Raw genomic sequence first — 23196 nt, 5'->3', positions numbered from 1 at the left:
TAGCTATTGTAAGGGAGCAGAATTGCTCCCTTTTCTTGCGGCAATCTTTTGACAATGATATGCCCCAACTATATACTGATGATGTAAAAACGATTTTACAGGTTAGGAGAAATGGTGTGAAAAATCAAATCTATGAATTACGCACTGAAAACAATATTTCACAAGGTGCATTGGCTGATAAGTGTAAAGTTTCTAGACAGACGATAAATGCAATTGAGAATAATAAATATGATCCAAGCTTAGCGTTAGCATTCCGTTTAGCTGAAGTATTAGGAACAACTGTTGATAAACTATTTTTGTACAAGCTGTAGGGGGAGTAGTTGTTGGGGAAAGAGAAAATAAGTCTTGTAGTTACGGCATTAGTAGCTATAAGTACGTTAGTGTTTGCACTTTATTATTGGTTAACTGAACTTCAAGTAAACTGGTATGCACTATTTATTTGTAGCATCGCATTACATTATATGTTTAAAAGTTTGGCATCGGTAGGTTTTAATAAATGGGTTGATTTTCATAACATACCTCTTTTGTTTGCGTTATGCGCTGCGATAGTTGTAAAGCCGGCTGTAGAATTTTTAATTGTAAGACGTTATCGCTAAAACTAAAGAAAAGATCCTCTTCTCATGAGAAGAGGATCTTTTCTTTATAGCGTTTTAGTTTTTGGACTAGGTGGTGTAACGGATGTATCATTTTCGGGAACCCTAGTTAGTAAGAATCCACCGATAACGAACAGTACAATAATACTAAGGACACCAGCGTTGGTTTTTCCTGTTAATTGCGTTGTAACACCGACTAATACTGGCCCCATAATTGCCGCGAATTTACCAAAGATATTATAAAATCCGAAGAATTCATTTGCAGATTCTTTTGGTACCAGTTTTGCAAAATAGGAACGACTAAGTGCTTGAATACCACCTTGAGAAGTGGCAACTAACATTGCTAAAATCCAGAAATCGAGTGTCGTTTTTAAGAAATAAGCATATATGCAGATAATGATATAAATAATAATGCCGACGTATAGCATTTTTTTACCTGTAAATGTTTCTGATAACTTTCCGTATAATAAGGCGAATGGACAAGCTACAATTTGTGTGACAAATAAGATGATTAATAGATTCGTTGCACTAATACCGAGATCTGTTCCGTAAGCGGTAGACATAGTAATAATTGTATCGACCCCGTCAATGTAGAAGAAGTAAGCGATTAGGAACATAAATACAGTTTTATATTCTTTAATATTTTTAAAAGTATCAGCAAGGCGTTTGAAGCTCATTGCAATTGGTCTTGGATGACGTTCAATGTAATGTGTTTGCTCTACATTTTTTAACATTGGAATTGTAAATAATCCCCACCAAAGAGCTGTTATTGCGAACGAAATTTGACTAGCAATGCCGACTGATAAAGGGATAGTTCCTTTTTGAGCAAGAATAATAAGAGCGATACAACCGATAAAAGGAATTGTGCTCCCAATATAACCTAATGCAAAGCCCCTTGTAGAAATTCGGTCCATTCTATCTTTAGAGGTAACATCTACTAAAAATGCATCATAAAAAATGTTTGCTCCCGCAAAACCGACTAATGCGAGCATATAGCAGCCTAGTAATAAGTACCACTGAGATGTTGGGACGACTGCTAGCATACTTGTAAATACGATACCGAGTCCAAAGAAGAATGTGAAAAATCGTTTTTTAAATCCTTTATAATCAGCAACTGTGCCGAGAATAGGAGCAAGTATAGAAATTAAAAGTGTAGCGAAAGAGTTCGCATATCCCCAATATGCCGTTGAAGTTGCACCAGATAGTCCGGCTTCTTTTGCAGCTGCTTTAAAGTAAATTGGAAATAATGCAGTGGTAATGACGAGCGAATATACCGAATTCGCCCAATCGTATAATATCCAGCTTTTTTCTTGTCTGGACATTTTTTTCATATAATGTTCCCCCTTAAATTTGTTCTACTAACAGTGTACAAAAATAAAAATTATAAAAAGAGAAACAGTGATGATTTTTACATAACTTTTACATATATACACAGTTCTTTACAATTGAAGTAAATCCTCTACAATTGATCCGTCTGTTTCACCTAAGTGTAAACCGAGTAGTCTAGCGATAGTTGGACCTTCATCAATAAGTCTCATATACGGAATGGTAACGCCGCTTTTTATCCCTTTCCCAGCAGCGATAAAAATTGTTTCATAGTTAGGTTTTGTTGGAGAGTATCCATGCGTACCAAATGTATATTTTTTACTAGGCGTAACATCTTTTTCAGTAATTTCTTTTATAAAATCGCCTGTATAGTTTTCAGTGAAATAATATCCTTCTTGTGCTTCCAACATAAATAAACAATTACCATCTGCACCGCAGTCTTTTGCAGCTTCATCATGAAGCATAAATTCAATACCGTTTTGTTTATTTTGAAGTAACTCTTCAAGTAGTAGTTGTACTTTTTGAATTGTATCCGTATCATTTTTGTCCTTCACATATACATAGGCAGAGCCGTCGCAACTTTGGCAATAGACCTTCCAGTCTACTAATTTTCCTTTTGAATTTATAGATATAAGCCCTTTTTGATGAAATAGTACATTTAATTGAATGGCTTTGTTTTCACTTAAGGCGCTATGATCACCGAGAGCGATAATTGTACTTTCTTCGTATAGGTCACTGTCTTTTAAAGCTTGAATAATTTTTCCTAGCCGTTCATCATGTCTATAGATAGCAGCTATTGTTTCGTTAGATTCAAAGCCGTGATAGTGTCTTTGAGTGTCTAAATCGGTGAAATGTACAAACATGACATTAGGCTTCTTCGTCTGGATTGTATGCACAGCAGAAGCAAGTACGAAATCATCGAGTTCAGGTTGTGACAGCCCATTTCGTATATGGCCGAAGCGCTGATTTAAATCTAATTGATATAGCGGGCTACCGCTAAATAATGAAACTAAGATTTGATTTTGCCACGGTCTATTTGGAAAGATTTCTGGTAAATTGTAATCAATATTTGCTCTGCCGGTAACAGGCCATAGAAGGGCAGCTGTCGTTAAATTTGCTTTACGTGCTTCATCGTATAACGTTGTTCCTTTAATGGATTTTCGGTACCAATGCCAATCTGGTGACTCGCGTCCAGGTTGAAGTAACGTATTGCTAACTACACCATGTTTATTAGGGTAGTTTCCAGTAACGATTGTTGAGTGACTTGGATATGTTACAGAAGGATAAATAGGTTCCACTTTTCTCGCAATCGCGCCCTTATTTATTAATGTTTGGAAATTAGGAAGTTTTTGTAATATAGGAAAATCTAAAGCTGATAAGCAATCGAAAGATAAAATAATGACGTGATTTGTTAATGCTTTATCCATAAAGTTCCCTCCTGATTATATAAAACCTATTCTTATATATTACTATTAATACCTAGTAATAAAAATATATTTCTAGGTAAAAATTTATTATTTATTTTCAGAAAAATTAAACATATAATTAAGTATAAGGGAATGAATGGAAGGAGGGAATACTATGGAGTGGCTAGATGGATTTAGTATCTTTTACATCATTGGCGGAATTACGATTATCCTTGTATTTGCTATTTCGTATTTACTAAAGAAACGGTTTCCAAACAAACAGTTCGATATTATATTTGCACTTAGTTTAATACTTCTGTGTTTAGCATCTTTTCCCGTTACAATGATGGTGATTGGTGGATGGGAAGGAATGGGATATGGATTTATTGGTTTCTTCGTTCTACTTGGTACACTTATCGGTATGATTGCACATCAACTTGTAAAAATCTCGCGAAAAAGCTACGTATAAAACTGCAGAAAATGAAAAGAATATATAAAGATGAGAAAATTAGCTATTGTTTTAAAAAAGAATTTATATTATGATAATCAACAAATTTATTTCGTTATAACGATGAAAAAGGACTAGTACATGTTCAATCTTTTTAGCAGAGAGAGAATCCGTCAGGCTGAAAGATTCTTAAAAAGGCGATATGGAACCTACCTTTGCGTTCTGCATATGCAGCGGGAATTTCCCGTTATCAAAAAGAGAGCATGCGCAATTTTTGTGCATGAATCAGGGTGGTAACGCCGGCAAAGCTCGGTCCCTATTTAGGGACACGGGCTTTTTTGTATTTTCAAAAGGAGGAAGACTGACTATGGCAAAAGAACAAGTACAAGCGATTACGAAGATGGAAGAGGACTTTGCACAGTGGTACACAGATATTGTAAAAAAAGCAGAACTTGTTGATTATTCAAGTGTAAAAGGATGTATGATTCTACGCCCGTACGGTTATGCCTTATGGGAAAATATGCAGAAAGTTATGGATGAGAAGTTAAAAGCAACTGGTCATGAAAATGTGTATATGCCAATGTTTATTCCAGAAAGTTTATTGCAAAAAGAGAAGGATCATGTAGAAGGATTTGCTCCTGAAGTAGCATGGGTGACACATGGTGGGGATGAAAAGTTAGCGGAGAGACTTTGTGTACGCCCTACATCTGAAACTTTATTTTGTGAGCATTTTTCAAAAATTGTGCAATCCTATAATGATTTGCCAAAGTTATATAATCAGTGGTGTTCAGTAGTTCGTTGGGAGAAAACAACGAGACCATTCCTTCGTACAACGGAATTCTTATGGCAAGAGGGTCATACAATTCATGAAACAGCAGAAGAATCGCAAGCTGAAACGTTACATATTTTAAATCTATATGCTTCTTTCTGTGAAGATTACTTAGCGATACCAGTAATTAAAGGGCAAAAAACAGAAAAAGAAAAGTTTGCAGGAGCAAAGGCAACTTATACGATCGAAAGTTTAATGCATGATGGGAAAGCACTTCAAACAGGAACATCCCATAACTTTGGAACGAATTTCTCTGAAGCATTTGATATTAAATTTTTAGATCGCAACGGTAAGTGGCAATATGTACACCAAACATCTTGGGGTGTATCAACAAGAATGATAGGTGGACTTATTATGGTTCATAGCGATAATAATGGTCTTGTAATGCCTCCTAAAGTCGCACCAGTACAAGTTGTTATTGTGCCGATTGCTCAGCATAAAGAAGGAGTTTTAGCGAAAGCAACAGAGTTACAAGAACATATTCAAAAGGTTGCACGAGTAAAAATAGATGCTAGTAATAAAACACCAGGCTGGAAATTTAATGAGTATGAAATGAAGGGCATTCCAATTCGATTAGAAGTTGGTCCTAAAGATATTGAAAAGAATCAAGTTGTACTTGTTAGAAGAGATACGAAAGAAAAAGAATTTATATCAATGAATCAATTGGAAAAACGTATTCCAGCACTACTTGAGGAAATTCATAATTCTTTATTTAATAAGGCAAAAGTATTCCGCGATGAGAATACGTATAGTGCGACGAATTTCGAAGAGATGAAAAAAGTAGCTGATGAAAAGCAAGGATTTATTAAGGCAATGTGGTGCGGAGAATTAGCTTGTGAAGAGAAGCTAAAAGAAGAAGTTGGAGTATCTTCTCGCTGTATGCCTTTTGAGCAAGAGCATTTAGCTGACCAATGTATTTATTGTGGTAAAGAAGCTAAACAAATGGTGTATTGGGGAAAAGCGTATTAATGCTTTTTTGATAGATGATAAAAAGGACTTTGGGCTGCATAATAAAATGCAATCCAAAGTCCTTTTTAGTTTTGCAATTTGTTTCATGTATGTTTTAGATGGAAGGATGTGTTTTTATTTTGCGTTTTTACGGCGAATAAATAGTAACATACCGATTAGGAATGTTGAAAGTCCCATTAAAATAGATGCAGGATAATGCGTTGCCGTATTAGGTAACTTATCGCCTTCTTTTTTCACATTATCTTTTACATTCCCACCTTGGGATCCGTTGCCACCTTGAGAACTGCTATCGCTTTTAACGCGGTTGCCGCCTTGTGAGCCATTCCCACCTTGAGAACTGCTATCGCCTTTAACACGGTTACCACCTTGAGAACCGTTGCCGCCAGAACCGTTACCACCAGAACCGTTACCACCAGAACCGCTGCCACCAGAACCGTTACCACCGGAACCGTTGCCGCCGGAGCCATTGCCACCAGAACCACTGCCACCGGAACCCCAGCACCCGGACCCCCTGCACCATTGCCACCAGAACCGTTACCACCAGAACCGTTACCGCCGGAGCCATTGCCACCAGAACCACTGCCATCAGAACCACTGAACCGTTGCCACCAGAACCATTACCACCGGAACCATTACCACCAGAACCACTGCCATCAGAACCGTTACCACCGGAACCATTGCCACCAGAACCACTATCGTCCTGAGAACCACTGTTTCCTGGTGGCTTATTATTATCTTTTGAGTTGCCTTCTGCTAAATGATCGTTATTTTGTACAATTGCGTTTGCTGCTGGAGAGAAGTTTTCCGTTGTTGCATTACCGATATTTAAACCGCTAAAAAAAGATAAAGAGAGTGTTGATGCTAAAATGAAGATTTTCGTCATTGTTTTCCTCCTAAGAAATTAATATTCCATCTAAAATACATCCCTTTGTAATATTTCTTAGGAAAAAGAGTTTTATGCAAAAAAAACTATATATAGAAAAAGGTGGTGTGTTTTTGAAGAGAGAAAAGAGTTAATGTAAACTCTTTATCCCGCTATTTGACGGGTAGTAAGATCCCCACCTGAAAATTCAGCGAAAGCAAAGAATTTAGGTGGGGGATGAACAAAACCCCACTGATTAAAGTTTCACTTTATAAATAGTGGAGCAGTGAGAATTTTACACTCATTACAGTAGAGGAAGTGACAGCAGATGAAAGAATATATTGCATTTGATATTGGTGGTACACAAATTAAATATGGAATTGTTTCAGAAACAGGGACAGTACTAAAGCATAAAACAGTTCCAACAGAAATTCATTTGGGTGGGGAACAAATCATTCAAAAACTTATTCTTCTATCCCGAAAATTAATGAATGAACATACGATTTCGGGAATTGGCATTAGTACTGCGGGAATTGTTAATATTCATAAAGGGGTTGTAACGGGAGGGGCGGAGCATATTCCGAACTACGCGACTATTCCTATTATTGATAGATTGCAAGGGGGATTACAAGTTCCTGTATCCGTTGAAAATGATGTGAATTGTGCAGCTTTGGGTGAGAAGTGGAAAGGTATTGGAAACGGAAAAAGAAATTTTATTATGCTTACTCTTGGAACTGGTATTGGAGGAGCGATATTTATAGATGGAGAGTTATACAGAGGACATTCTTTTAGTGCTGGTGAATGGGGAAATATGTTAATAGAAGGAAAGCAGTTTGAAGAGGTCGCTTCCATTTCAGGGTTAATTCGTCTTGTGCGAAAATATAAAGGTGAAAGTGATTGGAATGGAAAAACGATTTTCGAACTGTATGATAAAGGAGATAGAGAAGTTACGCAAGCAGTTGAGGTTTTCTTTAAACATTTAGCGATTGGAATTAGTAACCTTGCTTATATTTTTAATCCAGAAATGATTGTTATAGGTGGAGGAATTACTGGTAGGGGAAATCAGTTCTTAAAAGAAGTAAAAAGAGAAGTAGAAAAATATTTAAATAAAGAGATTTATAATAATTGTGAGATTGAACTTGCACAAAACGGAAATTGTGCAGGAATGGTTGGTGCTATTTACCACTTCTTACATTAGCATAAATAAGTTATATGAATGTTTTCATATAACTGAGAATTTATCCTTTTTATCACTAGGTAAATAATGCTACAATATAAGGGAAGAATACAATATTTTCCGATTTGGAAAATGCTTTGTAGAAAGGAAGAAACTTCATGCCTATTATTTTAGAAAAAGGTCAAAAGATCGATTTAACGAAAGGACAACCAAAAGTAGCAAAACTACAGGTTGGCTTAGGCTGGGATCCAATTGGACAATCAGGTGGGTTTCTGTCTTCATTATTTGGAAGTAAACCAAGTGTAGATTGTGATGCATCTGTTGTTATGTTAGAAGGGGATCGCTTTTTAAACAAAAACGATTTAGTTTACTTCGGAAACAAACTTTCTACTTGTGGTAGTATTATTCATTCAGGAGATAATTTAACAGGTGAAGGCGCTGGTGACGACGAAACAATTTTCGTAGAATTACATAAAGTTCCGAGCCGTATTAATCGTTTAGTATTCGTTGTAAATATTTATGACTGTGTAAATCGTCGTCAAGATTTCGGGATGATTCGTAATGCATATATTCGTATTCAAAACCCGCAAACTGGTGAAGAATTAGCACGCTATAATTTATCGGATAATTATGCTGGCAAAACGACTCTAATTGCAGGTGAAATGTATCGCCACGGAAGTGAATGGAAGTTTTCAGCTGTTGGAGAAGGCACACAAGATAAAAACTTAAGTGAGATTGTATCACGTTATCAATAAAATAAACCGAGGAGGAATTGAATATGGCATCAATTTCATTGAAAAAAGGACAAAAGGTAGACTTAACAAAAACAAATCCAGGTCTTTCAAAAGTTCTTGTAGGACTTGGTTGGGATACGAATCGTTATGACGGACAAAACGATTTCGATTTAGATGTTAGTATTTTCTTAGTAGGTGCTAACGGTAAAGTTTCAGGTGCAGAGGATTTCGTCTTCTATAATAATCCAAAAGGTGCGAATGGTGCTGTCGAGCATTTAGGAGATAACCGAACTGGCGAAGGTGAAGGCGATGACGAATCGATTAAAGTAGATTTAAAAAATGTACCTGCACATATCGAGCGTATTTGTTTCTCAATCACAATTTACGATGGAGAAGGTCGTAGCCAAAACTTCGGACAAGTTTCTAACTCTTTCGTACGTATTTTAGATGAAGAAAAGAATGCAGAGTTAATTCGTTACGATTTAGGAGAAGATTTCTCTATTGAAACAGCTGTTGTAGTAGGGGAATTATACCGTCATGCAGGTGACTGGAAGTTCAATGCAATCGGAAGTGGGTTCCAGGGCGGATTAGCGTCTCTATGTAATAATTTCGGTTTAGATGTAGAGTAATAGATTTTATATATCCATCGGTGAAACATATGTTTACTGATGGGTATATTTTTTAAGATATAAAATATAGAGGTGAATGTAAATGGTTATTCAATTGCAAAAAGGACAGAAGATTGATTTAGGTAAGACAAGCCCTGGCTTAACAAAAGCAGTAATTGGTCTTGGATGGGATATTAAATCTTATGACGGTGGATCAGATTTCGATTTAGATGCATCAGCATTCCTATTAGATGCGAATGGAAAATGTACGAAGGAAACTGATTTTATTTTCTATAATAATTTACAGTCTCCTTGTGAATCTGTTCTACATACAGGAGATAACCGCACAGGTGAAGGTGAAGGCGATGATGAACAACTTGTTGTAGACTTGAAGAAAGTTCCGGCAGATGTGCACAGAATTGCTATTACAGTTACAATTTATGATGGAGAAGGCCGTAATCAAAACTTTGGACAAGTTGGAAACGCATTCGTTCGTTTAGCAAATGAAGAAACGAATGAAGAAGTTCTTCGTTTTGATTTAGGGGAAGATTTCTCCATCGAAACAGCAGTTGTCTTTTGTGAATTATACCGTCATAATGGACAGTGGAAGTTTAATGCAGTAGGAAGCGGTTTCCAAGGTGGATTAGGTGCGCTTGTAAGAGCGTATGGCTTGGATGCATAAGAAGGGAAACGATATTCGTTTCCTTTTTTTGACCTTTCTATAAATCTAGCAAAGAATAGGGGATAAAGGTAAGATGAGTATTTTGCAAGGAATCCTTGATACGTATGCTCAGTTTTTCGACTTGGACATGTGGATTAGAGTGTTGCAAGATCCAGTATCTTGGGGATTAATAGGTACACTTGTTGTACTTGAAGGGTTGTTATCTGCTGATAACGCACTTGTATTAGCGGTAATGGTAAAACACCTTCCGGAAGAAAAGCGTAAAAAAGCATTATTCTATGGACTTATTGGAGCTTATGTATTCCGTTTTATTGCGATTGGAATTGGAATGTTCTTAATTAAATTAGCGTGGGTAAAAGTGTTAGGTGCACTTTACTTAGCTTGGCTTTCGGTTAAATACTTCATTGATAAAAGAAAAGGTAACGCAGAAGAAGAGGAAGCTCATGGTATGAACCAAAACAGTATTCTCTTCAGAATGTTTGGTGTCTTTTGGGGAACAGTTGCGATGGTGGAATTAATGGATATCGCGTTCTCTGTAGATAGCGTACTTGCTGCATTTGGTGTATCAAATCAAGTTTGGATTCTATTATTAGGCGGAATGCTTGGTATTTTAATGATGCGCGGTATCGCTGGCGTATTCTTAAAATTGTTAGAGCGTATTCCAGAACTTGAAACGACAGCATATATTTTAATCTTAATTATTGCAGCAAAAATGTTATTGTCTGTTATTCATATTGAAGTAAGCCATACGCTATTCTTTATTATTTTAGTTGTAGCATTTGGAGCAACGTTTATACTTCACTACATGAAGAATTCTGGACAAGCTAAAGAAGAAGTTGCAGCTACTAAAAATAATCATAAATAATTGAAATGGGTTTGCTCGTTATGCGAGCGCCCATTTTTTATAACTAAAAATAGTTTATAATAGAAGAGAGACTTTATAAAAAAAAGTAAATGTTTTTGGAGGTGAACTGTTGTGTTTTCACGTTTTACACTTCAACCATGTGCATTAAAAGACGAATCAGATTTAAAGCAATTTGAAGCGCTTTTAGAAAAACGCCCACAATATGAACTGACAGAGAATGAGATGAAGTTTAGTTATATAGCAACTCGTATTCTTGGTGTTCCTAATGATGTAGATGAATATTTCAATGAGCTATTTGATTATAGTGAAGTAAAAGGGATTGTGGTTTTGCATGAACAAAATTTAAATAAGGTGATTGATCCCGAAAAACTGCGCCATATCCAAGAGGTTTTTACATTACATCAAGAAGCACCGAATGGCCTTACAGTAAATAGGCTTGTCGCCCATCTGTCTGGAAAACAACTATTACCACAAGTAGACAATCCTGACTTACAGCATTATATACATACGACGTTTATTTCTGTATTGAAATTGTATGAAAAACAACATAACCAATCATTAAAAACAGAAGGATTCCGTCGTTTCTTAATCGATATGATTAAGTTAAGTGACAATTACGTAGCGAAGTGGTTCTCTACGATTAATTATAAGAAACAAATGCCACGCATCATTTGGTACGGTGATGCACAGGAAAGCCGTATATATTTCTTATACTTTCTTATTATGCTCGGTTGCGATGTACTTTATTATCACCCAGAAGGAAAAGATGGATTTGAGAATGTTGATGAGGAAGGAAGAAGTTTTGTTGTGTCTTATCCAAGTCGGATTTCTCTTGAACCATTTCCAGATCGCCGCCGTGAGCGAGTTGCGACAGTAGCGTATCAGGCTTCAAAAGAAATTGAACAAGTACTTCACCACGATAACTCACTGCTGTACAAGCCATGGCAATTTCGTTCCTATACGCCTGTAGCTCGTACGCTCAAAACAACGTATGATGAACTCTTTTTAATTACGAAAGAAAAGGCATTTGTGCGTCCAACATTCTTTGTTGAAAATAAACACATTTATATCCCTTCTTTATTTGCGAAAATATCAGGTGTCTCAAAAAATGATAAAGAATATTTTCAGCGATTAAAGGCTGTTACATCGTTTGATAACAGTTTATTAATTAATACATTCCCGTTTACGAAAGAACAAAAAGCGAATTTCCAATATCATTACCGAGATGCGTTAGACCGCGGGGGGAAATTACACCCTGATTTAATTATGAACAGTCATTGGTGGCCACATAAACGTTTGCCAGAAGGATTGCAACATGGTATTGCAGAGGCGATCATCCATACGTGCGAAAGTGAAATGTGTAAACCCATTGCGAAAGAGACGAAACAAGATGTAGCACTGTATGTTTTCGCACAGCTTTCTCAAATACCACCGAACATTTTAGAGCAACTTGAGAAATTTGATTACTCGCAAGAAGTACCTAAAATTGTTATATTTAATAATGAGAAGAGCGGAGAATTAAGCCGTTCGGATGCTGTTTTATTACTATTTTTAAATCAAATAGGAGTAGATGTATTCCACTTCAATCCAACGGGACGAAATGATATTGAACCGTATATTGATGCAGCAGCATTTGATTCGCATTGGCTTGAAGAAGTTAATTTCGATCTTGAGTTTCATAGTTCATCAGCCTATAAAAATTTATCACAAACAATAAAAGGACTATTTCGTCCATTTTTATAAGGAAAGGGAGAATACCATATGAATAACCCAGTCGTACTAGATTCGAAAACAGAATTAAATGAGCAAACAGCACAAGATGTTCGCTTACAACTTAGACAAGATGCAGATGTGCAACGTATTTATAATTCGGTAGATATTAAAGATCAATTAGAATTAATTGAACTTGGAAAAGAACCATCTATGGAAATTTCACGTTTCGCTGATCAAATTTTACATACAATGTCTTTATCAAAAATAGAAGACTCTGGAGAATTATTAAAACAGCTTGGTAAAATTATGGATAGATTCGATAGCAAAGACTTTGCGGAAGAGAAAAGCGGTTTCTTCTCACGTATGTTCAAAAAAGCTGATAAAATGATTGAACAAATTTTTAGTAAGTACCAAACAATGGGTCGCGAAATGGATAAAGTATACGTAGAAATTACAAAGTATCAAGATGAAATGAAAAAATCAATCGGTACGTTAGATGGTTTATATGAGCAAAATTTAAAATATTATTTAGACTTAGAAAAGTATGTAGTAGCAGGGGAAATGTTATTAGAGCGTTTAAATACAGAGTTGGTTCCAATGTACGAAGAACGTGTGCGTAACAATGACCAATTAGCAGGTATTGAATTAGAATCACTGAAAAACTCTGTTGAAATTTTAGAGCAGCGTATTGATGATTTAGAAAAAGCACGTATGGTTGCGCTACTTACAGCACCACAAATTCGTATGGTTCAACGTGGTAATAATAAATTAATTGGTAAAATCAATACAGCATTTATTACAACGATTCCTATCTTTAAAAATGGTATTATTCAAGCGGTAAATGCGAAACGTCAAAAGCTTGTTGCAGATTCTATGGCTGAACTTGATCGCCGCACAAATGAATTACTTAAGAAGAATGCACAAAATATCGCAACGCAAAGTGTGGAAGTAGCGAGATTATCAGGTTCTTCTAGTATTAAGATGGAAACACTTGAGGAAACTTGGAACATTATTTCAAGAGGTATGCAAGAAACACAACAAATTGAAGAGCAAAATAAACGTGAGCGTGAGGAAAGCCGCAAGCGTATGGCTACGTTAACAGAGAACATAAAAAAAGAATTACAAGGATAAAGTGAAACTTTAATCGGCGGGGACATCTCCCACAAATAGTGAAATAGGTGAAAAGGCAATGAGGAATAATCCTCATTGCCTTTTAGTTTCTCTTTACTAATTTAATGATCTCATTCACAACAAGTGGAATAATACTTAATAAGAGAACAAATCCCCAATCTCGCATCGTTAATGCATGTACACCGAATATATTTGCAAGAGGTGGGATGGAGATAATACAAACTTGCATAAGAACACCGATAAGAAGGGAGAAGACTAAATATTTATTTGTAAAAATCCCAATTGAAAAAATGGATTTCGTTCTTGAACGCAAGTTAAATGAATGAACGAGCTGAGAAAAACTAAGAACGACAAATGCCATTGTTTGAGCGTGTAATAGAGCATCTTCATCAATTTTCTCTGGGAAAAGAGGAAATAAATTTGTATCTCCGGTATAGAATTTTGCCCCGATGATAAAGGCTGTTAGCGTTAAAAGTCCAATGACAGCCCCATTGAAAATAAGAAAAGGAACGCTACCACTAAATAAGCTTTCTTTCGCATGTCGTGGTTTTTCTTTCATCACATCTGGATCTTCAGGATCAACCCCAAGTGATAATGCAGGTAGTGTATCTGTAATCAAATTGACCCACAAAATGTGAATAGGGCGTAGTGGTGTTGCCCAGCCGAGTAAAATCGCTAAAAATAAAGCGATAATTTCTCCAAAGTTACAAGAGAGTAGGAAGAGAATTGATTTTTTTATGTTACGATAAATATTTCTACCTTCCTCAACAGCTTTCACGATAGATGAGAAATTATCATCTGTTAACACTACATCCGCTGCTCCTTTTGCAACGTCTGTTCCTGTAATGCCCATCGCTACGCCAACATCAGCCTGCTTTAAAGATGGAGCATCATTGACACCATCACCAGTCATAGAAACGATATTTCCTTTTGCACGTAATGCTTTTACGATTTTTACTTTATGCTCTGGAGAGACTCTGGCGAATACATTTAAGTGATTAATTTTATTTGCTAGTTCTGTATCTGGAATGTTATCTAATTCAGTTCCAATCATAATTTCAGATATTTCTTTGGCAATACCAAGTTCTTTGGCAATTGCAAAGGCGGTATCTTTATGATCACCAGTAATCATAACTGTGCGAATACCTGCTTTTTTACATTCTGTAATGGAATCTTTTACTTCAGTTCGCGGTGGATCGATCATACCGACAAGACCAATAAAGATGAGGTTTTCTTCAAGATGATCTATATCCACATCGTTTGAATTGTATTGTTTAAATGCGAATGAAAGTACTCTTAAAGCCTCTTGAGACATTGACCCGGCAGTTTCTAATATTTGATTTTTATCAGCATCTGTTAGAACCTCGATCTTACCGTTTTTAAATATGTGGGTACATCGAGGTAAGAGTTTATCAATGGCACCTTTCGTCATGCTACAGTAGCTTTCATCGTATGTATGAACGGTTGACATCATTTTACGATCCGAATCGAAAGGCAGTTCGTTAACGCGTTCATGTATCTTTTCTAAATGATCTTTTTGCATATTAAAAGTGTTTCCGGCAACAAGAAGGGCGATTTCTGTAGGGTCCCCTGTTTGTGAGTCGGAACCGTAAGAAGCATCGTTGCATAGCACCATATTTTCTAACAATAAACGTTGTACATCATTATTTACATTTAAGTTTTCTAAGTGGTCGTATGTGTTATCACTATAAAAGTGAGTAACGGTCATTTTATTTTGCGTTAACGTACCTGTTTTATCTGAACAAATAATTGTGACAGAACCGAGAGCTTCAACAGCTGGTAGTTTACGAATGATAACATTTTGTTTAATCATTCGCTGCACACCAATTGCAAGAACGATGGAAACGATAGCTGGCAAGCCTTCTGGAATAGCTGCAACGGCTAAACTAATAGCAGTCATAAACATTTCTAACGTATCTCGTCCCTGTAAAAAACCGATGATAAACATAATGACGCAAATAGATACAGCGACAAAGCCTAAATACTTTCCGACTTGTGCTAAGCTCTTTTGAAGTGGTGTCATATCATCGTCTGCTTCATGTAAGAGGGTAGCGATCTTACCAATTTGTGAGTTCATTCCAGTTTCAACAGCGACACCGACTCCGCGTCCGTATGTTACTAGCGTTGACATAAAGGCCATGTTTTTTTGATCACCCAGTGGTACTTGCTCATCACTTTGCATAGAAGGATGGTAGATTGCATCTTTATCAACAGGGACAGATTCACCAGTTAGAGCAGATTCTTCAACTTTCAAATTTGCGGTTTCGATAAGCCGTAAATCACATGGGATATAACGTCCTGCATCCAGCATGACAATATCACCTGGAACGACTTGTTCAGATGGGATTTCTTTTAGTTCACCATTTCGCTTGACGATAGCTTTAGGTGTCGCCATCTTTTTCAATGCCTCTAAAGCTTGTTCTGCTTTTGATTCTTGGACGACACCGATAACAGCGTTTAAAACTACAACGAGCGCGATAATACTTGCATCAGCCCATTCACCTACAAAGGCAGAAATAAGGGCAGCAATAATAAGGACATATACGAGGACGTCATTAATTTGGGCGAAAATACGCTGCCATAACGTGCGTTTTTGTTTTGTAGCTAATTCATTGGAGCCGTATTGCTTTAAACGTTCACTTACAATTTCATCTGTTAAACCGTGTTGTTCGTTTGTTTCTAGGTCGATTAATGTTTGATCTTTCGTCTTACTGTACCAATTGCTCATAAGTAAGCACCTCCAGTAAAAACAGTTAGCAATGGTAGTGTTGCTATTATTTGTGAGTAGTATGTATGGAGAAAAAATCTAAGGTGAGGTTCTACTTCTATTGTACAATATTTTACAGTTAGTTGAAGGGAAGAGAAGAGTTGTCATGAATTTGTTGGAAATAAAAAGAAGCCTCATATAACGAGGCTTTTTTTACTTTTTAATTAATGTACCTAATTCTTCTGTAATAGCTTGCATTTCACTGATGCTGAATGTTTCACGTTTCATAACATGCTCATAAATGTCACGTAAGTCTTCGTACATTTCTTCATTAAAGCTAGCAGCTCTCATCGCTCCAGCATTAACCATACGTAATTTTTCTTTAATAGCTTCGACCATATATTCAACGTTTTCTTCTGACTTTACGGATAAATCCACCGAAGTGTCCCCCTTTAAAATAACATAAGGATATCTTAACATTTTTTATCATTTTCGTTAATGAATCTTTTCAATCCTATTAAATTAGTAGGGATTTCCTTTATAATTAATAATTGGTTGTTTATACTATAAGTATATATTAAGAAATGCACCAAGAAGGGAAGAAACAAATATATGGTTCAAGTATTGTTTGTTTGTCTTGGGAACATTTGCCGTTCACCGATGGCAGAAGCGATTTTTCGAGATCTTGTCGTAAAAGAGGGACTCGAGGAGAAAATTGTCATTGATTCTGCAGGAACTGGAGATTGGCATGTTGGCCATCCGCCACATAAAGGAACACAAAAAATTTTAAAAGAAAATGCAGTCACTTTTGAAGGAATTAAAGCAAGGCAAGTAGAAAAAGAAGACTTAACAAAGTTTGATTATATTATTGCCATGGACAACAAGAATATAGCAGATTTAAAAAGTTTAGGTAAAACTGGAGGCTATATTGGTAGACTGTCCGATTTTGTTCCAGACGGTGGCTGGACAGACGTTCCCGACCCTTACTATACAGGGAATTTCCAAGAAGTATATGACCTTGTAACAGAAGGGTGTGCAAAGCTATTAGCTTTCATTCGAAATGAACAAGGAATATGAGGAAGCTTAGAAAGAAATACTTTCTAATATAAGAAATGAAAGGGTGAAGGAATATGGCAAAGAAAAATAATATTGCTCGAAACATTGCGATTGGTGTAGCTGCAGGTGTAGCTGTATCTATGTTGAAGAAGGAAAACCGTGAAAAAGTAAAAAATACTGCGGAAAAAGCAAAAACAAAGATGATTGAAATCGGTGAAAATGCGAAGATAAAAGAAAAAGTGCAAACTGTTACAGATAAAGGACGCGAACTCGCTGACTTCAATGTAGTAAAAGCGAAAGTAGCAGAAATTAAAAAATTGACGCCGTCTGTTGTAGAGACGTTAAAAGAAACGAAAGAAATTTTTAGTAAGAAAAAGGTTGAGCCAGCAGAGAAGCCAGAAACGATTGAAATTCAAGCTGTATCTTCAAAGGTAGATGAGCTGAAAGCAGAAGAAGAGCCAGTAGTTGCTGAAGATGGCGGTATGAAAGAAGCGCGTGAACTATTTATGAAAGACTCAAATGTAGAGGAAAAAAAAACTGAAGCGTACATTGAGTTGAAGCAAGATAAAGAAGAGAAGAAAAGCGTTTAAACATATATGAGAAAAATTTTAGAAAAGGTGAGGAGACATCGTACTTATTCGTTTGGTAAAGACTTATATGACCGAACGATGCGCGATGATGTAGCGGGCTTGGCAGCACAGCTCGCTTATTTCTTCTTGCTTGCAATTTTTCCTGGGCTCGTTTTCTTAATTACGCTTCTTGGATTTATTCCCATTCAAACAGAGGATGTGCTTAGTTTATTAGAGGTTTATGTACCAGATGATGCAATGAACTTAATTGAGGTAAATGTAGATAAAGTTGTAAATCAGCAAAATGGTGGTTTATTATCATTTGGTTTATTATCCATGTTATGGTTTGCCTCAAATGGTGTTAATGCGGTTATGAATGCTTTTAACCGCGCCTATGACGTGAAAGAAACACGTTCTTTTATTACAACAAGAGCGTTATCAATTGTGTTTACATTAGCTATCATTTTTATGATTGTCTTTGCTTTAATTGTCCCGGTATTCGGACAAGTTATTGGAGCAGCCGTGTTTAAAGCACTCGGTTTATCAGATAGTTTCTCTTTCGTATGGAGCATTACACGCTTAGTAGCGAGTTTCTTCGTACTATTTGCCTTGTTTAGTTTCTTATATACATTTGCACCAGATCGAAAGTTAAAAAGAAGAGAAGTCATTTCAGGAGCAACATTTGCTACTGTAGGATGGATTGTGGTATCGTACTCATTTGCTTATTATGTAGATAAGTTTGCGAATTACGCCAATACATATGGTGGTCTCGGTGGTATCATTATTTTAATGTTATGGTTTTACTTAACTGGATGGGTAATTTTACTTGGCGGTGAAATTAATGGTTTACTCCATCATTATAGGACGGGTGACAATAATTCCCGTAATGAAAAATGACCTCTTGTTCCATAATAATAGGGAACAGGGGGGATATTTCATGAGTAATAATAAAAAGAACCACAACAACAAAAATAACAATAAACAAAAGAGCAGTTCGCATCCAAAGCATAAAACGAGTAGTAGTGCGAACGGGCATAATAGCTACCATTAAAAAAACGGGTCCTCTATGAGGGGCCCGTTTTTATTTGTTTCCTTTTAATAATCGTAAGCCATTTAAAATGACAAGAATCGTACTTCCTTCATGCCCAATAACACCGAATGGAAGAGCTAAAAATTGTAAGAAGTTTGAACAAATCAGCATTGCAATTACAGCTAGTGAAAAGATTACGTTTTGTTTTACAATACGGTTCATTCGTTTTGATAAACGGATTGCTTGGGAAAGGCGAGATAATTCGTTCTTCATAAGTACAACGTCTGCAGTCTCTAAAGCTACGTCTGTTCCTTCACCCATTGCTACACCAATGCTGGCAGTAGCGAGTGCAGGAGCATCATTTATACCATCTCCGACCATTGCTACTGTCCCATATTTTTCTTTTAGCTTTTTAATCGTTTCAACTTTTGTTTCTGGTAAGCATGATGCGTAATATTCCTTTATATTACTTTCAGAGGCAATTGCTTTTGCCGTTTCTTCATTATCTCCAGTAATCATAATTGCTTCGACACCAATGCTTTGTAATTCACGAATAGCAGCTATTGTTTCTTGGCGAAGCGTATCTTTTAAAGCGATAAGTCCAAGAATGCCTTTCTCATCACTAATATAAACGACAGTTTTACCTTCTTTTTCAAGGGAGGCAGAAATACCATTATGAAATGTCTTTGTTTCTTCACCGATAAAATCAGCTTTACCTATTTTATAAGCTTTGTTTTCAAATATTCCTTTGAGTCCAAAACCAGTTACATCTTCAACATTTTCTGGTTTTGTTAATGCAATGTCATACGCATGTTGTGCATATTTAACGATAGATTCAGCTAAAGGGTGTGTAGAGTGACTTTCAATTGATGCTGTAATAGAAAGTACTTCTTTTTCTGTCATACTTTCTCGAACATATACATCTGTTACGGTAGGTTTTCCTTCTGTTAATGTTCCTGTTTTATCAAAGGCGATCGCTTTTACTGAAGCGAGGCGTTCTAAATGTATGCCACCTTTAAAGAGAATTCCATTTCTTGCTCCGTTAGAAATTGCAGATAACGTTGCTGGTGTAATGGCAGCAACGAGTGCACAAGGAGATGCGACTACAAGTAAGATCATAGCGCGATAAAACGTTTCATTCCAGCTCCAGTCCAGTAAAAAATGGGGAACGAACATCATAAGCGCAACAACGAGTAGTACACCTTTTACGTATGTTCCTTCGAATTTTTCGATGAATAGTTGTGATGGTGATTTTTCACTTTGTGCACTTTGGACGAGACGGATAATCTTTTGGAATAATGTTTGATCGCTCGGCTTCGTAATTTTAACTTCGATAGCACCGCGTAAATTTACAGTACCGGCAAATACTTCATCGCCATGTTTTTTTTCATTTGGAATAGGTTCTCCAGTAATTGCTGCTTCATCGATATTTGTTTCACCGTTATGAATCGTACCGTCAGCAGGAACGCGCTCACCTGGCTTAATTAAAATAATGTCTTTAATTTGTAATCGTCCAACAGGAACACGTTCTTCGATTCCATTTGAAATACGTAATGCTTCTTCAGGTTGTAAATCAAGAAGCGCTGAAATTTCTTTTTGACTTTTACTCAATGTATAAGATTCCATCGCACCGCTTAGTGCGAAGATAAAGATTAAAATTGCACCTTCTGCCCAGTAGCCAATGATTGCAGCACCGATAGCAGCAAAGAGCATGAGCATTTCGACATTTAGCTCTTTCTCTTCAATGGTATCTTCAATACCTTCTTTCGCTTTTGCATATCCACCAACTATATAAGCAAGGATATAGCAAGTAATGCCTACATTCATTGCATCGTTCTTTGTGAATAACCAACCAGCTAAAATGAAAATACCAGATGCGATTGCAAATATAAGTTCATGATGTTTCTTTAATGTATCCCATAAAGAGGGATGAGAAATAGATTTTTGTACTTGTAATGTTTTTACTTCTGAGTTCATTACTACTCGCTCCTTCCAAATTCTTATTGAGAAAAAGAATCAAAATCGAAACCCCTATAAAACGACGAAAGCTGCCATCCATAATGGATAGCAGCATTTCTGTTGAACCTGATTTTAATAGTTATTATATTGTAATTATTCTATAGTATAGCATATTTTTTCGTTAGATGATATGTTTTGTTTGCGTATAAACTGAAAATTTGTGTTTTCACACTTCCTTTGGTATATATGAATATTGTTCATAAAAAGATCGGAAAGGAAGACAACAAGTGAAGACAGAGAAATTTTTTACCCATCCGATTGGCGTACTAATTGCTGCAATAGTAGCGACTTTTTTGTGGGGGAGCGCATTCCCATTTATTAAATTAAGTTACGCTGAACTTGGAATTCAGCCACAAGAAGTTGGGGAGCAAATATTATTTGCTGGTTATCGTTTCTTTTTATCTGGAGTCATGCTCTTATTATTCTTTAAAGTGTTAGGAAAAGATATGAGCTTCAAAAAAGGAACGGGGAAGCAGTTAGTACAAATTGGTTTATTTCAAACATTTCTTCAATATATATGTTTTTATATTGGAATGAGTTATAGTTCTGGCATTGAAGGAGCTATCATTTCAGGAACATCATCATTCTTTCAAATTTTACTTGCGCACTTTTTATATAAAGATGATGCGCTCAATATGAGAAAAATAATTGGGGTCTCTATCGGCTTTTGTGGTGTCATTTTAGTAAATGTACCGAGTGATGGTAGTTTGTCATTCCATTTCGGAATTGGTAGCTTATTACTTCTTAGTGCAGCAATGTTGTATTCATATGGAAACATATTGGCGAAAGAAGGTAGCAAAACATTAGATGTTGGTTATATGACAGCATACCAAATGATTTTTGGTTCTATCGGGCTATTATGTATAGGAGCTCTGCAAGTTGGAGTAATGCCATTTACATTTAGTGTACATGCAATATTTATGCTTATCTATTTATCTTTCTTATCCGCAGCAGGCTTTTGCATTTGGAATACAATTATGAAGTATAACAAGGTTGGAAAAGTATCAATGTACATGTTCTTTATACCTGTATTTGGTGTGTTATTATCGAGCATGATTTTAGGAGAAGCAATTCATTCATTTGTATTATTCGGTTTGGCATGTGTAGCCGCGGGAATTATCGTGGTGAATCGGACGACAGCTAAGCAGAAAAGGGCGAACGCAAAACAAGTAGCATAGATAACAGGAAAACGATTACAATGGAAGAACAGTACTGTTCTTCTTTTTTTATATAGAAAAAGGATAATAGACTAGGTGTAACGAAAAAAGATACAAAAAGCATTTATTGAGGAGAACATGTTATGAATCTACTTTACATGGTGTTAATTGGGCAAATCATTCTTTTTTTAATTGGTGCAATGTATGCAATAGGACAGACAAAAAAGACAAGAAATAATATGCCGTTACCTTTAGCAGTACGTCTTATTCTTAGCTTTTCTTTAACAGCAAGTGCAATTTGGATATGGTTACAAGATCCATCAGTAGCGTATAGTACGTGGGTTGCACTAGGTATGACGTTATCAACTGTAGGAGATTTATTTATGGCAGGTTTGATTCCAATTGGTCATCGATTAATTGGAGGGATGATTACTTTCGCGCTTGCGCATTGTTTTTATGTAAAAGCATTTTTGCAAACAGGCATCTCATGGAATGGTTTTTGGATTGGTTTACTCGTATACGGACTCTTTCTAATTATAGGATGGTTCTTTTTTATACGAAATGATAAACAAGATAAATTGTTTACGATAGGAGCTCTAATTTACGGATTGTGGGTTGGAGGAATGGCTTGCTTTGCATTCGCCCTATACTATGAGAATACAGGAATATGGTGGATACCGGCTTTTGGTGGTTTACTATTTGTGATTTCTGATTTTGTTATAGGCGTGACAGATATTGGAGGGCGCAAATTAAAGTATGAACCACTTTGGATTTGGTTTACATATGTAGCGGCTCAAATGTGTATTGTATATGTGGGAATATAAAAAGATACTCTCAAAAATAGTGGATAGACTATTTTGAGAGTATCTTTTTTTGTTACTATGCTACGATGTTTTTTTGTTGTAGAGCAGAAAGGCTATATTTATCAGCTGCTTTATAACCTTGAGCTAATAAATCATTGATGTAAAGCTTGTTGTAAATAAAGCAGAAGACTAGGTTAGAGAATCCGAACGTAAACATGCTAGCGATTAAAATAATTAAAAATCATTTCCAATCTCCATGGAATATAGCAGGGAAGAAACCAAAGAAAAATACAGTCCAACTAAAACCAATTTTTGCTTGTTTAATTTGGCCGGTATTTTCATTTTTAAGCATAACTTTCATAGAAAAAGTCCTCTTAAGTAAATATAAATATAAAATAATAAGTGTAAGATATATTATATGTAGATAATATATTTTTGAATATTATTATTTAAAAGTTTTTAATATTACGATTTTGCAATTTAGAATTTTA

21 protein-coding genes, 2 pseudogenes and 1 other annotated feature are annotated in these 23196 nt (G+C 36.0%); of the genes and pseudogenes, 16 read left to right on the top strand and 7 right to left on the bottom strand.

Annotated elements, in window-relative coordinates; genetic code table 11:
* The first annotated feature begins 59 nt into the window (after positions 1 to 59).
* Both DN393_RS23840 and DN393_RS23835 read left to right on the top strand, forming a co-directional pair.
* Positions 60 to 311, top strand: coding sequence for a helix-turn-helix transcriptional regulator (locus tag DN393_RS23840; protein ID WP_002070345.1), 252 nt, complete (start codon positions 60 to 62; stop codon positions 309 to 311).
* Between the two features lie 12 nt (positions 312 to 323).
* Positions 324 to 596: a hypothetical protein gene (locus DN393_RS23835; RefSeq protein WP_064477231.1), complete on the top strand. Its 273-nt coding sequence runs from the start codon at positions 324 to 326 to the stop codon at positions 594 to 596.
* A 44-nt stretch (positions 597 to 640) separates the two neighbouring features.
* Here the strand turns inward: DN393_RS23835 and DN393_RS23830 are convergent, their stop codons facing one another.
* Positions 641 to 1924 (bottom strand): MFS transporter, encoded by a 1284-nt coding sequence (locus DN393_RS23830; RefSeq protein WP_000738835.1) that lies wholly within the window; start codon positions 1922 to 1924, stop codon positions 641 to 643.
* 108 nt (positions 1925 to 2032) lie between these two features.
* Entirely contained in the window at positions 2033 to 3346 is a 1314-nt protein-coding gene (locus tag DN393_RS23825; RefSeq protein WP_098110757.1) for an alkaline phosphatase family protein, read from the bottom strand.
* Positions 3347 to 3500: 154 nt separating this feature from the next.
* On the opposite strand from DN393_RS23825, the gene DN393_RS23820 reads away from it, so the two are divergent.
* Both DN393_RS23820 and proS read left to right on the top strand, forming a co-directional pair.
* Positions 3501 to 3794, top strand: coding sequence for a YesK-like family protein (locus DN393_RS23820; RefSeq protein WP_064477233.1), 294 nt, complete (start codon positions 3501 to 3503; stop codon positions 3792 to 3794).
* Positions 3795 to 3887: 93 nt separating this feature from the next.
* Positions 3888 to 4094, top strand: a binding site (T-box leader).
* A 46-nt stretch (positions 4095 to 4140) separates the two neighbouring features.
* Entirely contained in the window at positions 4141 to 5571 is a 1431-nt protein-coding gene (gene proS, locus DN393_RS23815) for a proline--tRNA ligase (RefSeq protein WP_098110756.1), read from the top strand.
* 114 nt (positions 5572 to 5685) lie between these two features.
* Here proS and DN393_RS23810 read toward each other — a convergent pair.
* A pseudogene (locus DN393_RS23810) lies at positions 5686 to 6454 on the bottom strand (LPXTG cell wall anchor domain-containing protein).
* A 307-nt stretch (positions 6455 to 6761) separates the two neighbouring features.
* Here DN393_RS23810 and DN393_RS23805 point away from each other — a divergent pair.
* The 7 genes from DN393_RS23805 (at position 6762) to DN393_RS23775 (ending at position 13343) form a co-directional block, all read left to right on the top strand.
* Complete coding sequence (locus DN393_RS23805; RefSeq protein ID WP_064477236.1) at positions 6762 to 7631, top strand: ROK family protein; 870 nt, start codon at positions 6762 to 6764, stop codon at positions 7629 to 7631.
* Positions 7632 to 7768: 137 nt separating this feature from the next.
* Positions 7769 to 8365: a TerD family protein gene (locus tag DN393_RS23800; protein WP_064477237.1), complete on the top strand. Its 597-nt coding sequence runs from the start codon at positions 7769 to 7771 to the stop codon at positions 8363 to 8365.
* 23 nt (positions 8366 to 8388) lie between these two features.
* A complete protein-coding gene (locus DN393_RS23795) occupies positions 8389 to 8973 on the top strand; it encodes a TerD family protein (RefSeq protein ID WP_000146727.1) in 585 nt (194 codons plus the stop codon).
* A gap of 82 nt (positions 8974 to 9055) precedes the next feature.
* Entirely contained in the window at positions 9056 to 9634 is a 579-nt protein-coding gene (locus tag DN393_RS23790) for a TerD family protein (protein ID WP_048559725.1), read from the top strand.
* Between the two features lie 73 nt (positions 9635 to 9707).
* Positions 9708 to 10499 carry a TerC family protein gene (locus DN393_RS23785; protein WP_064477238.1) on the top strand — a complete coding sequence of 264 codons (792 nt, stop codon included), beginning with the start codon at positions 9708 to 9710 and terminating at the stop codon, positions 10497 to 10499.
* Positions 10500 to 10610: 111 nt separating this feature from the next.
* Positions 10611 to 12242: a YceG family protein gene (locus DN393_RS23780; RefSeq protein ID WP_064477239.1), complete on the top strand. Its 1632-nt coding sequence runs from the start codon at positions 10611 to 10613 to the stop codon at positions 12240 to 12242.
* A gap of 18 nt (positions 12243 to 12260) precedes the next feature.
* Entirely contained in the window at positions 12261 to 13343 is a 1083-nt protein-coding gene (locus DN393_RS23775; protein WP_001064414.1) for a toxic anion resistance protein, read from the top strand.
* A gap of 82 nt (positions 13344 to 13425) precedes the next feature.
* On the opposite strand, the gene DN393_RS23770 is transcribed toward DN393_RS23775, so the two are convergent.
* Together DN393_RS23770 and DN393_RS23765 are read right to left on the bottom strand one after the other, a co-directional pair.
* Positions 13426 to 16092: a cation-translocating P-type ATPase gene (locus DN393_RS23770; RefSeq protein WP_064477240.1), complete on the bottom strand. Its 2667-nt coding sequence runs from the start codon at positions 16090 to 16092 to the stop codon at positions 13426 to 13428.
* Positions 16093 to 16284: 192 nt separating this feature from the next.
* On the bottom strand, positions 16285 to 16509 hold the full coding sequence (locus tag DN393_RS23765) for a DUF1128 domain-containing protein (protein ID WP_000366197.1): 225 nt from the start codon (positions 16507 to 16509) through the stop codon (positions 16285 to 16287).
* Between the two features lie 174 nt (positions 16510 to 16683).
* On the opposite strand from DN393_RS23765, the gene DN393_RS23760 reads away from it, so the two are divergent.
* The 3 genes from DN393_RS23760 to DN393_RS23750 are packed head-to-tail and all read left to right on the top strand — an operon-like array spanning position 16684 to position 18593.
* A complete protein-coding gene (locus tag DN393_RS23760) occupies positions 16684 to 17148 on the top strand; it encodes a low molecular weight protein-tyrosine-phosphatase (RefSeq protein WP_000250910.1) in 465 nt (154 codons plus the stop codon).
* 53 nt (positions 17149 to 17201) lie between these two features.
* On the top strand, positions 17202 to 17717 hold the full coding sequence (locus tag DN393_RS23755) for a DUF4075 domain-containing protein (RefSeq protein ID WP_016133535.1): 516 nt from the start codon (positions 17202 to 17204) through the stop codon (positions 17715 to 17717).
* A gap of 6 nt (positions 17718 to 17723) precedes the next feature.
* On the top strand, positions 17724 to 18593 hold the full coding sequence (locus DN393_RS23750; protein WP_001226522.1) for a YihY/virulence factor BrkB family protein: 870 nt from the start codon (positions 17724 to 17726) through the stop codon (positions 18591 to 18593).
* 184 nt (positions 18594 to 18777) lie between these two features.
* Here DN393_RS23750 and DN393_RS23745 read toward each other — a convergent pair whose 3' ends face one another.
* Positions 18778 to 20703 (bottom strand): heavy metal translocating P-type ATPase, encoded by a 1926-nt coding sequence (locus tag DN393_RS23745; protein WP_088046939.1) that lies wholly within the window; start codon positions 20701 to 20703, stop codon positions 18778 to 18780.
* Between the two features lie 269 nt (positions 20704 to 20972).
* On the opposite strand from DN393_RS23745, the gene DN393_RS23740 reads away from it, so the two are divergent.
* Positions 20973 to 21923, top strand: coding sequence for a DMT family transporter (locus tag DN393_RS23740; protein ID WP_064477242.1), 951 nt, complete (start codon positions 20973 to 20975; stop codon positions 21921 to 21923).
* A 122-nt stretch (positions 21924 to 22045) separates the two neighbouring features.
* Positions 22046 to 22726 (top strand): lysoplasmalogenase, encoded by a 681-nt coding sequence (locus DN393_RS23735; RefSeq protein ID WP_064477243.1) that lies wholly within the window; start codon positions 22046 to 22048, stop codon positions 22724 to 22726.
* Positions 22727 to 22781: 55 nt separating this feature from the next.
* Here the strand turns inward: DN393_RS23735 and DN393_RS23730 are convergent.
* Positions 22782 to 23066, bottom strand: a pseudogene (locus tag DN393_RS23730) (hypothetical protein).
* Between the last annotated feature and the right edge of the window lie 130 nt (positions 23067 to 23196).

Source organism: Bacillus sp. BPN334 (genome assembly GCF_008368885.1).
GTDB lineage: Bacteria > Bacillota > Bacilli > Bacillales > Bacillaceae_G > Bacillus_A > Bacillus_A wiedmannii.
The sequence above is the reverse complement of the archived record's forward strand: the minus strand, read 5'-3'. Positions and strand labels throughout refer to the sequence as shown.

What these genes read in the sequence shown, in the direction of transcription:
- DN393_RS23825 (WP_098110757.1), bottom strand. Translation starts at nt 3,346, where the DNA reads ATGGATAAAGCATTAACAAATCACGTCATTATTTTATCTTTCGATTGC.
- DN393_RS23760 (WP_000250910.1), top strand. Translation starts at nt 16,684, where the DNA reads ATGGTTCAAGTATTGTTTGTTTGTCTTGGGAACATTTGCCGTTCACCG.
- DN393_RS23770 (WP_064477240.1), bottom strand. Translation starts at nt 16,092, where the DNA reads ATGAGCAATTGGTACAGTAAGACGAAAGATCAAACATTAATCGACCTA.
- DN393_RS23775 (WP_001064414.1), top strand. Translation starts at nt 12,261, where the DNA reads ATGAATAACCCAGTCGTACTAGATTCGAAAACAGAATTAAATGAGCAA.
- DN393_RS23785 (WP_064477238.1), top strand. Translation starts at nt 9,708, where the DNA reads ATGAGTATTTTGCAAGGAATCCTTGATACGTATGCTCAGTTTTTCGAC.
- proS (WP_098110756.1), top strand. Translation starts at nt 4,141, where the DNA reads ATGGCAAAAGAACAAGTACAAGCGATTACGAAGATGGAAGAGGACTTT.
- DN393_RS23735 (WP_064477243.1), top strand. Translation starts at nt 22,046, where the DNA reads ATGAATCTACTTTACATGGTGTTAATTGGGCAAATCATTCTTTTTTTA.
- DN393_RS23800 (WP_064477237.1), top strand. Translation starts at nt 7,769, where the DNA reads ATGCCTATTATTTTAGAAAAAGGTCAAAAGATCGATTTAACGAAAGGA.
- DN393_RS23755 (WP_016133535.1), top strand. Translation starts at nt 17,202, where the DNA reads ATGGCAAAGAAAAATAATATTGCTCGAAACATTGCGATTGGTGTAGCT.
- DN393_RS23805 (WP_064477236.1), top strand. Translation starts at nt 6,762, where the DNA reads ATGAAAGAATATATTGCATTTGATATTGGTGGTACACAAATTAAATAT.
- DN393_RS23790 (WP_048559725.1), top strand. Translation starts at nt 9,056, where the DNA reads ATGGTTATTCAATTGCAAAAAGGACAGAAGATTGATTTAGGTAAGACA.
- DN393_RS23830 (WP_000738835.1), bottom strand. Translation starts at nt 1,924, where the DNA reads ATGAAAAAAATGTCCAGACAAGAAAAAAGCTGGATATTATACGATTGG.
- DN393_RS23820 (WP_064477233.1), top strand. Translation starts at nt 3,501, where the DNA reads ATGGAGTGGCTAGATGGATTTAGTATCTTTTACATCATTGGCGGAATT.
- DN393_RS23745 (WP_088046939.1), bottom strand. Translation starts at nt 20,703, where the DNA reads ATGAACTCAGAAGTAAAAACATTACAAGTACAAAAATCTATTTCTCAT.
- DN393_RS23840 (WP_002070345.1), top strand. Translation starts at nt 60, where the DNA reads ATGCCCCAACTATATACTGATGATGTAAAAACGATTTTACAGGTTAGG.
- DN393_RS23795 (WP_000146727.1), top strand. Translation starts at nt 8,389, where the DNA reads ATGGCATCAATTTCATTGAAAAAAGGACAAAAGGTAGACTTAACAAAA.
- DN393_RS23750 (WP_001226522.1), top strand. Translation starts at nt 17,724, where the DNA reads ATGAGAAAAATTTTAGAAAAGGTGAGGAGACATCGTACTTATTCGTTT.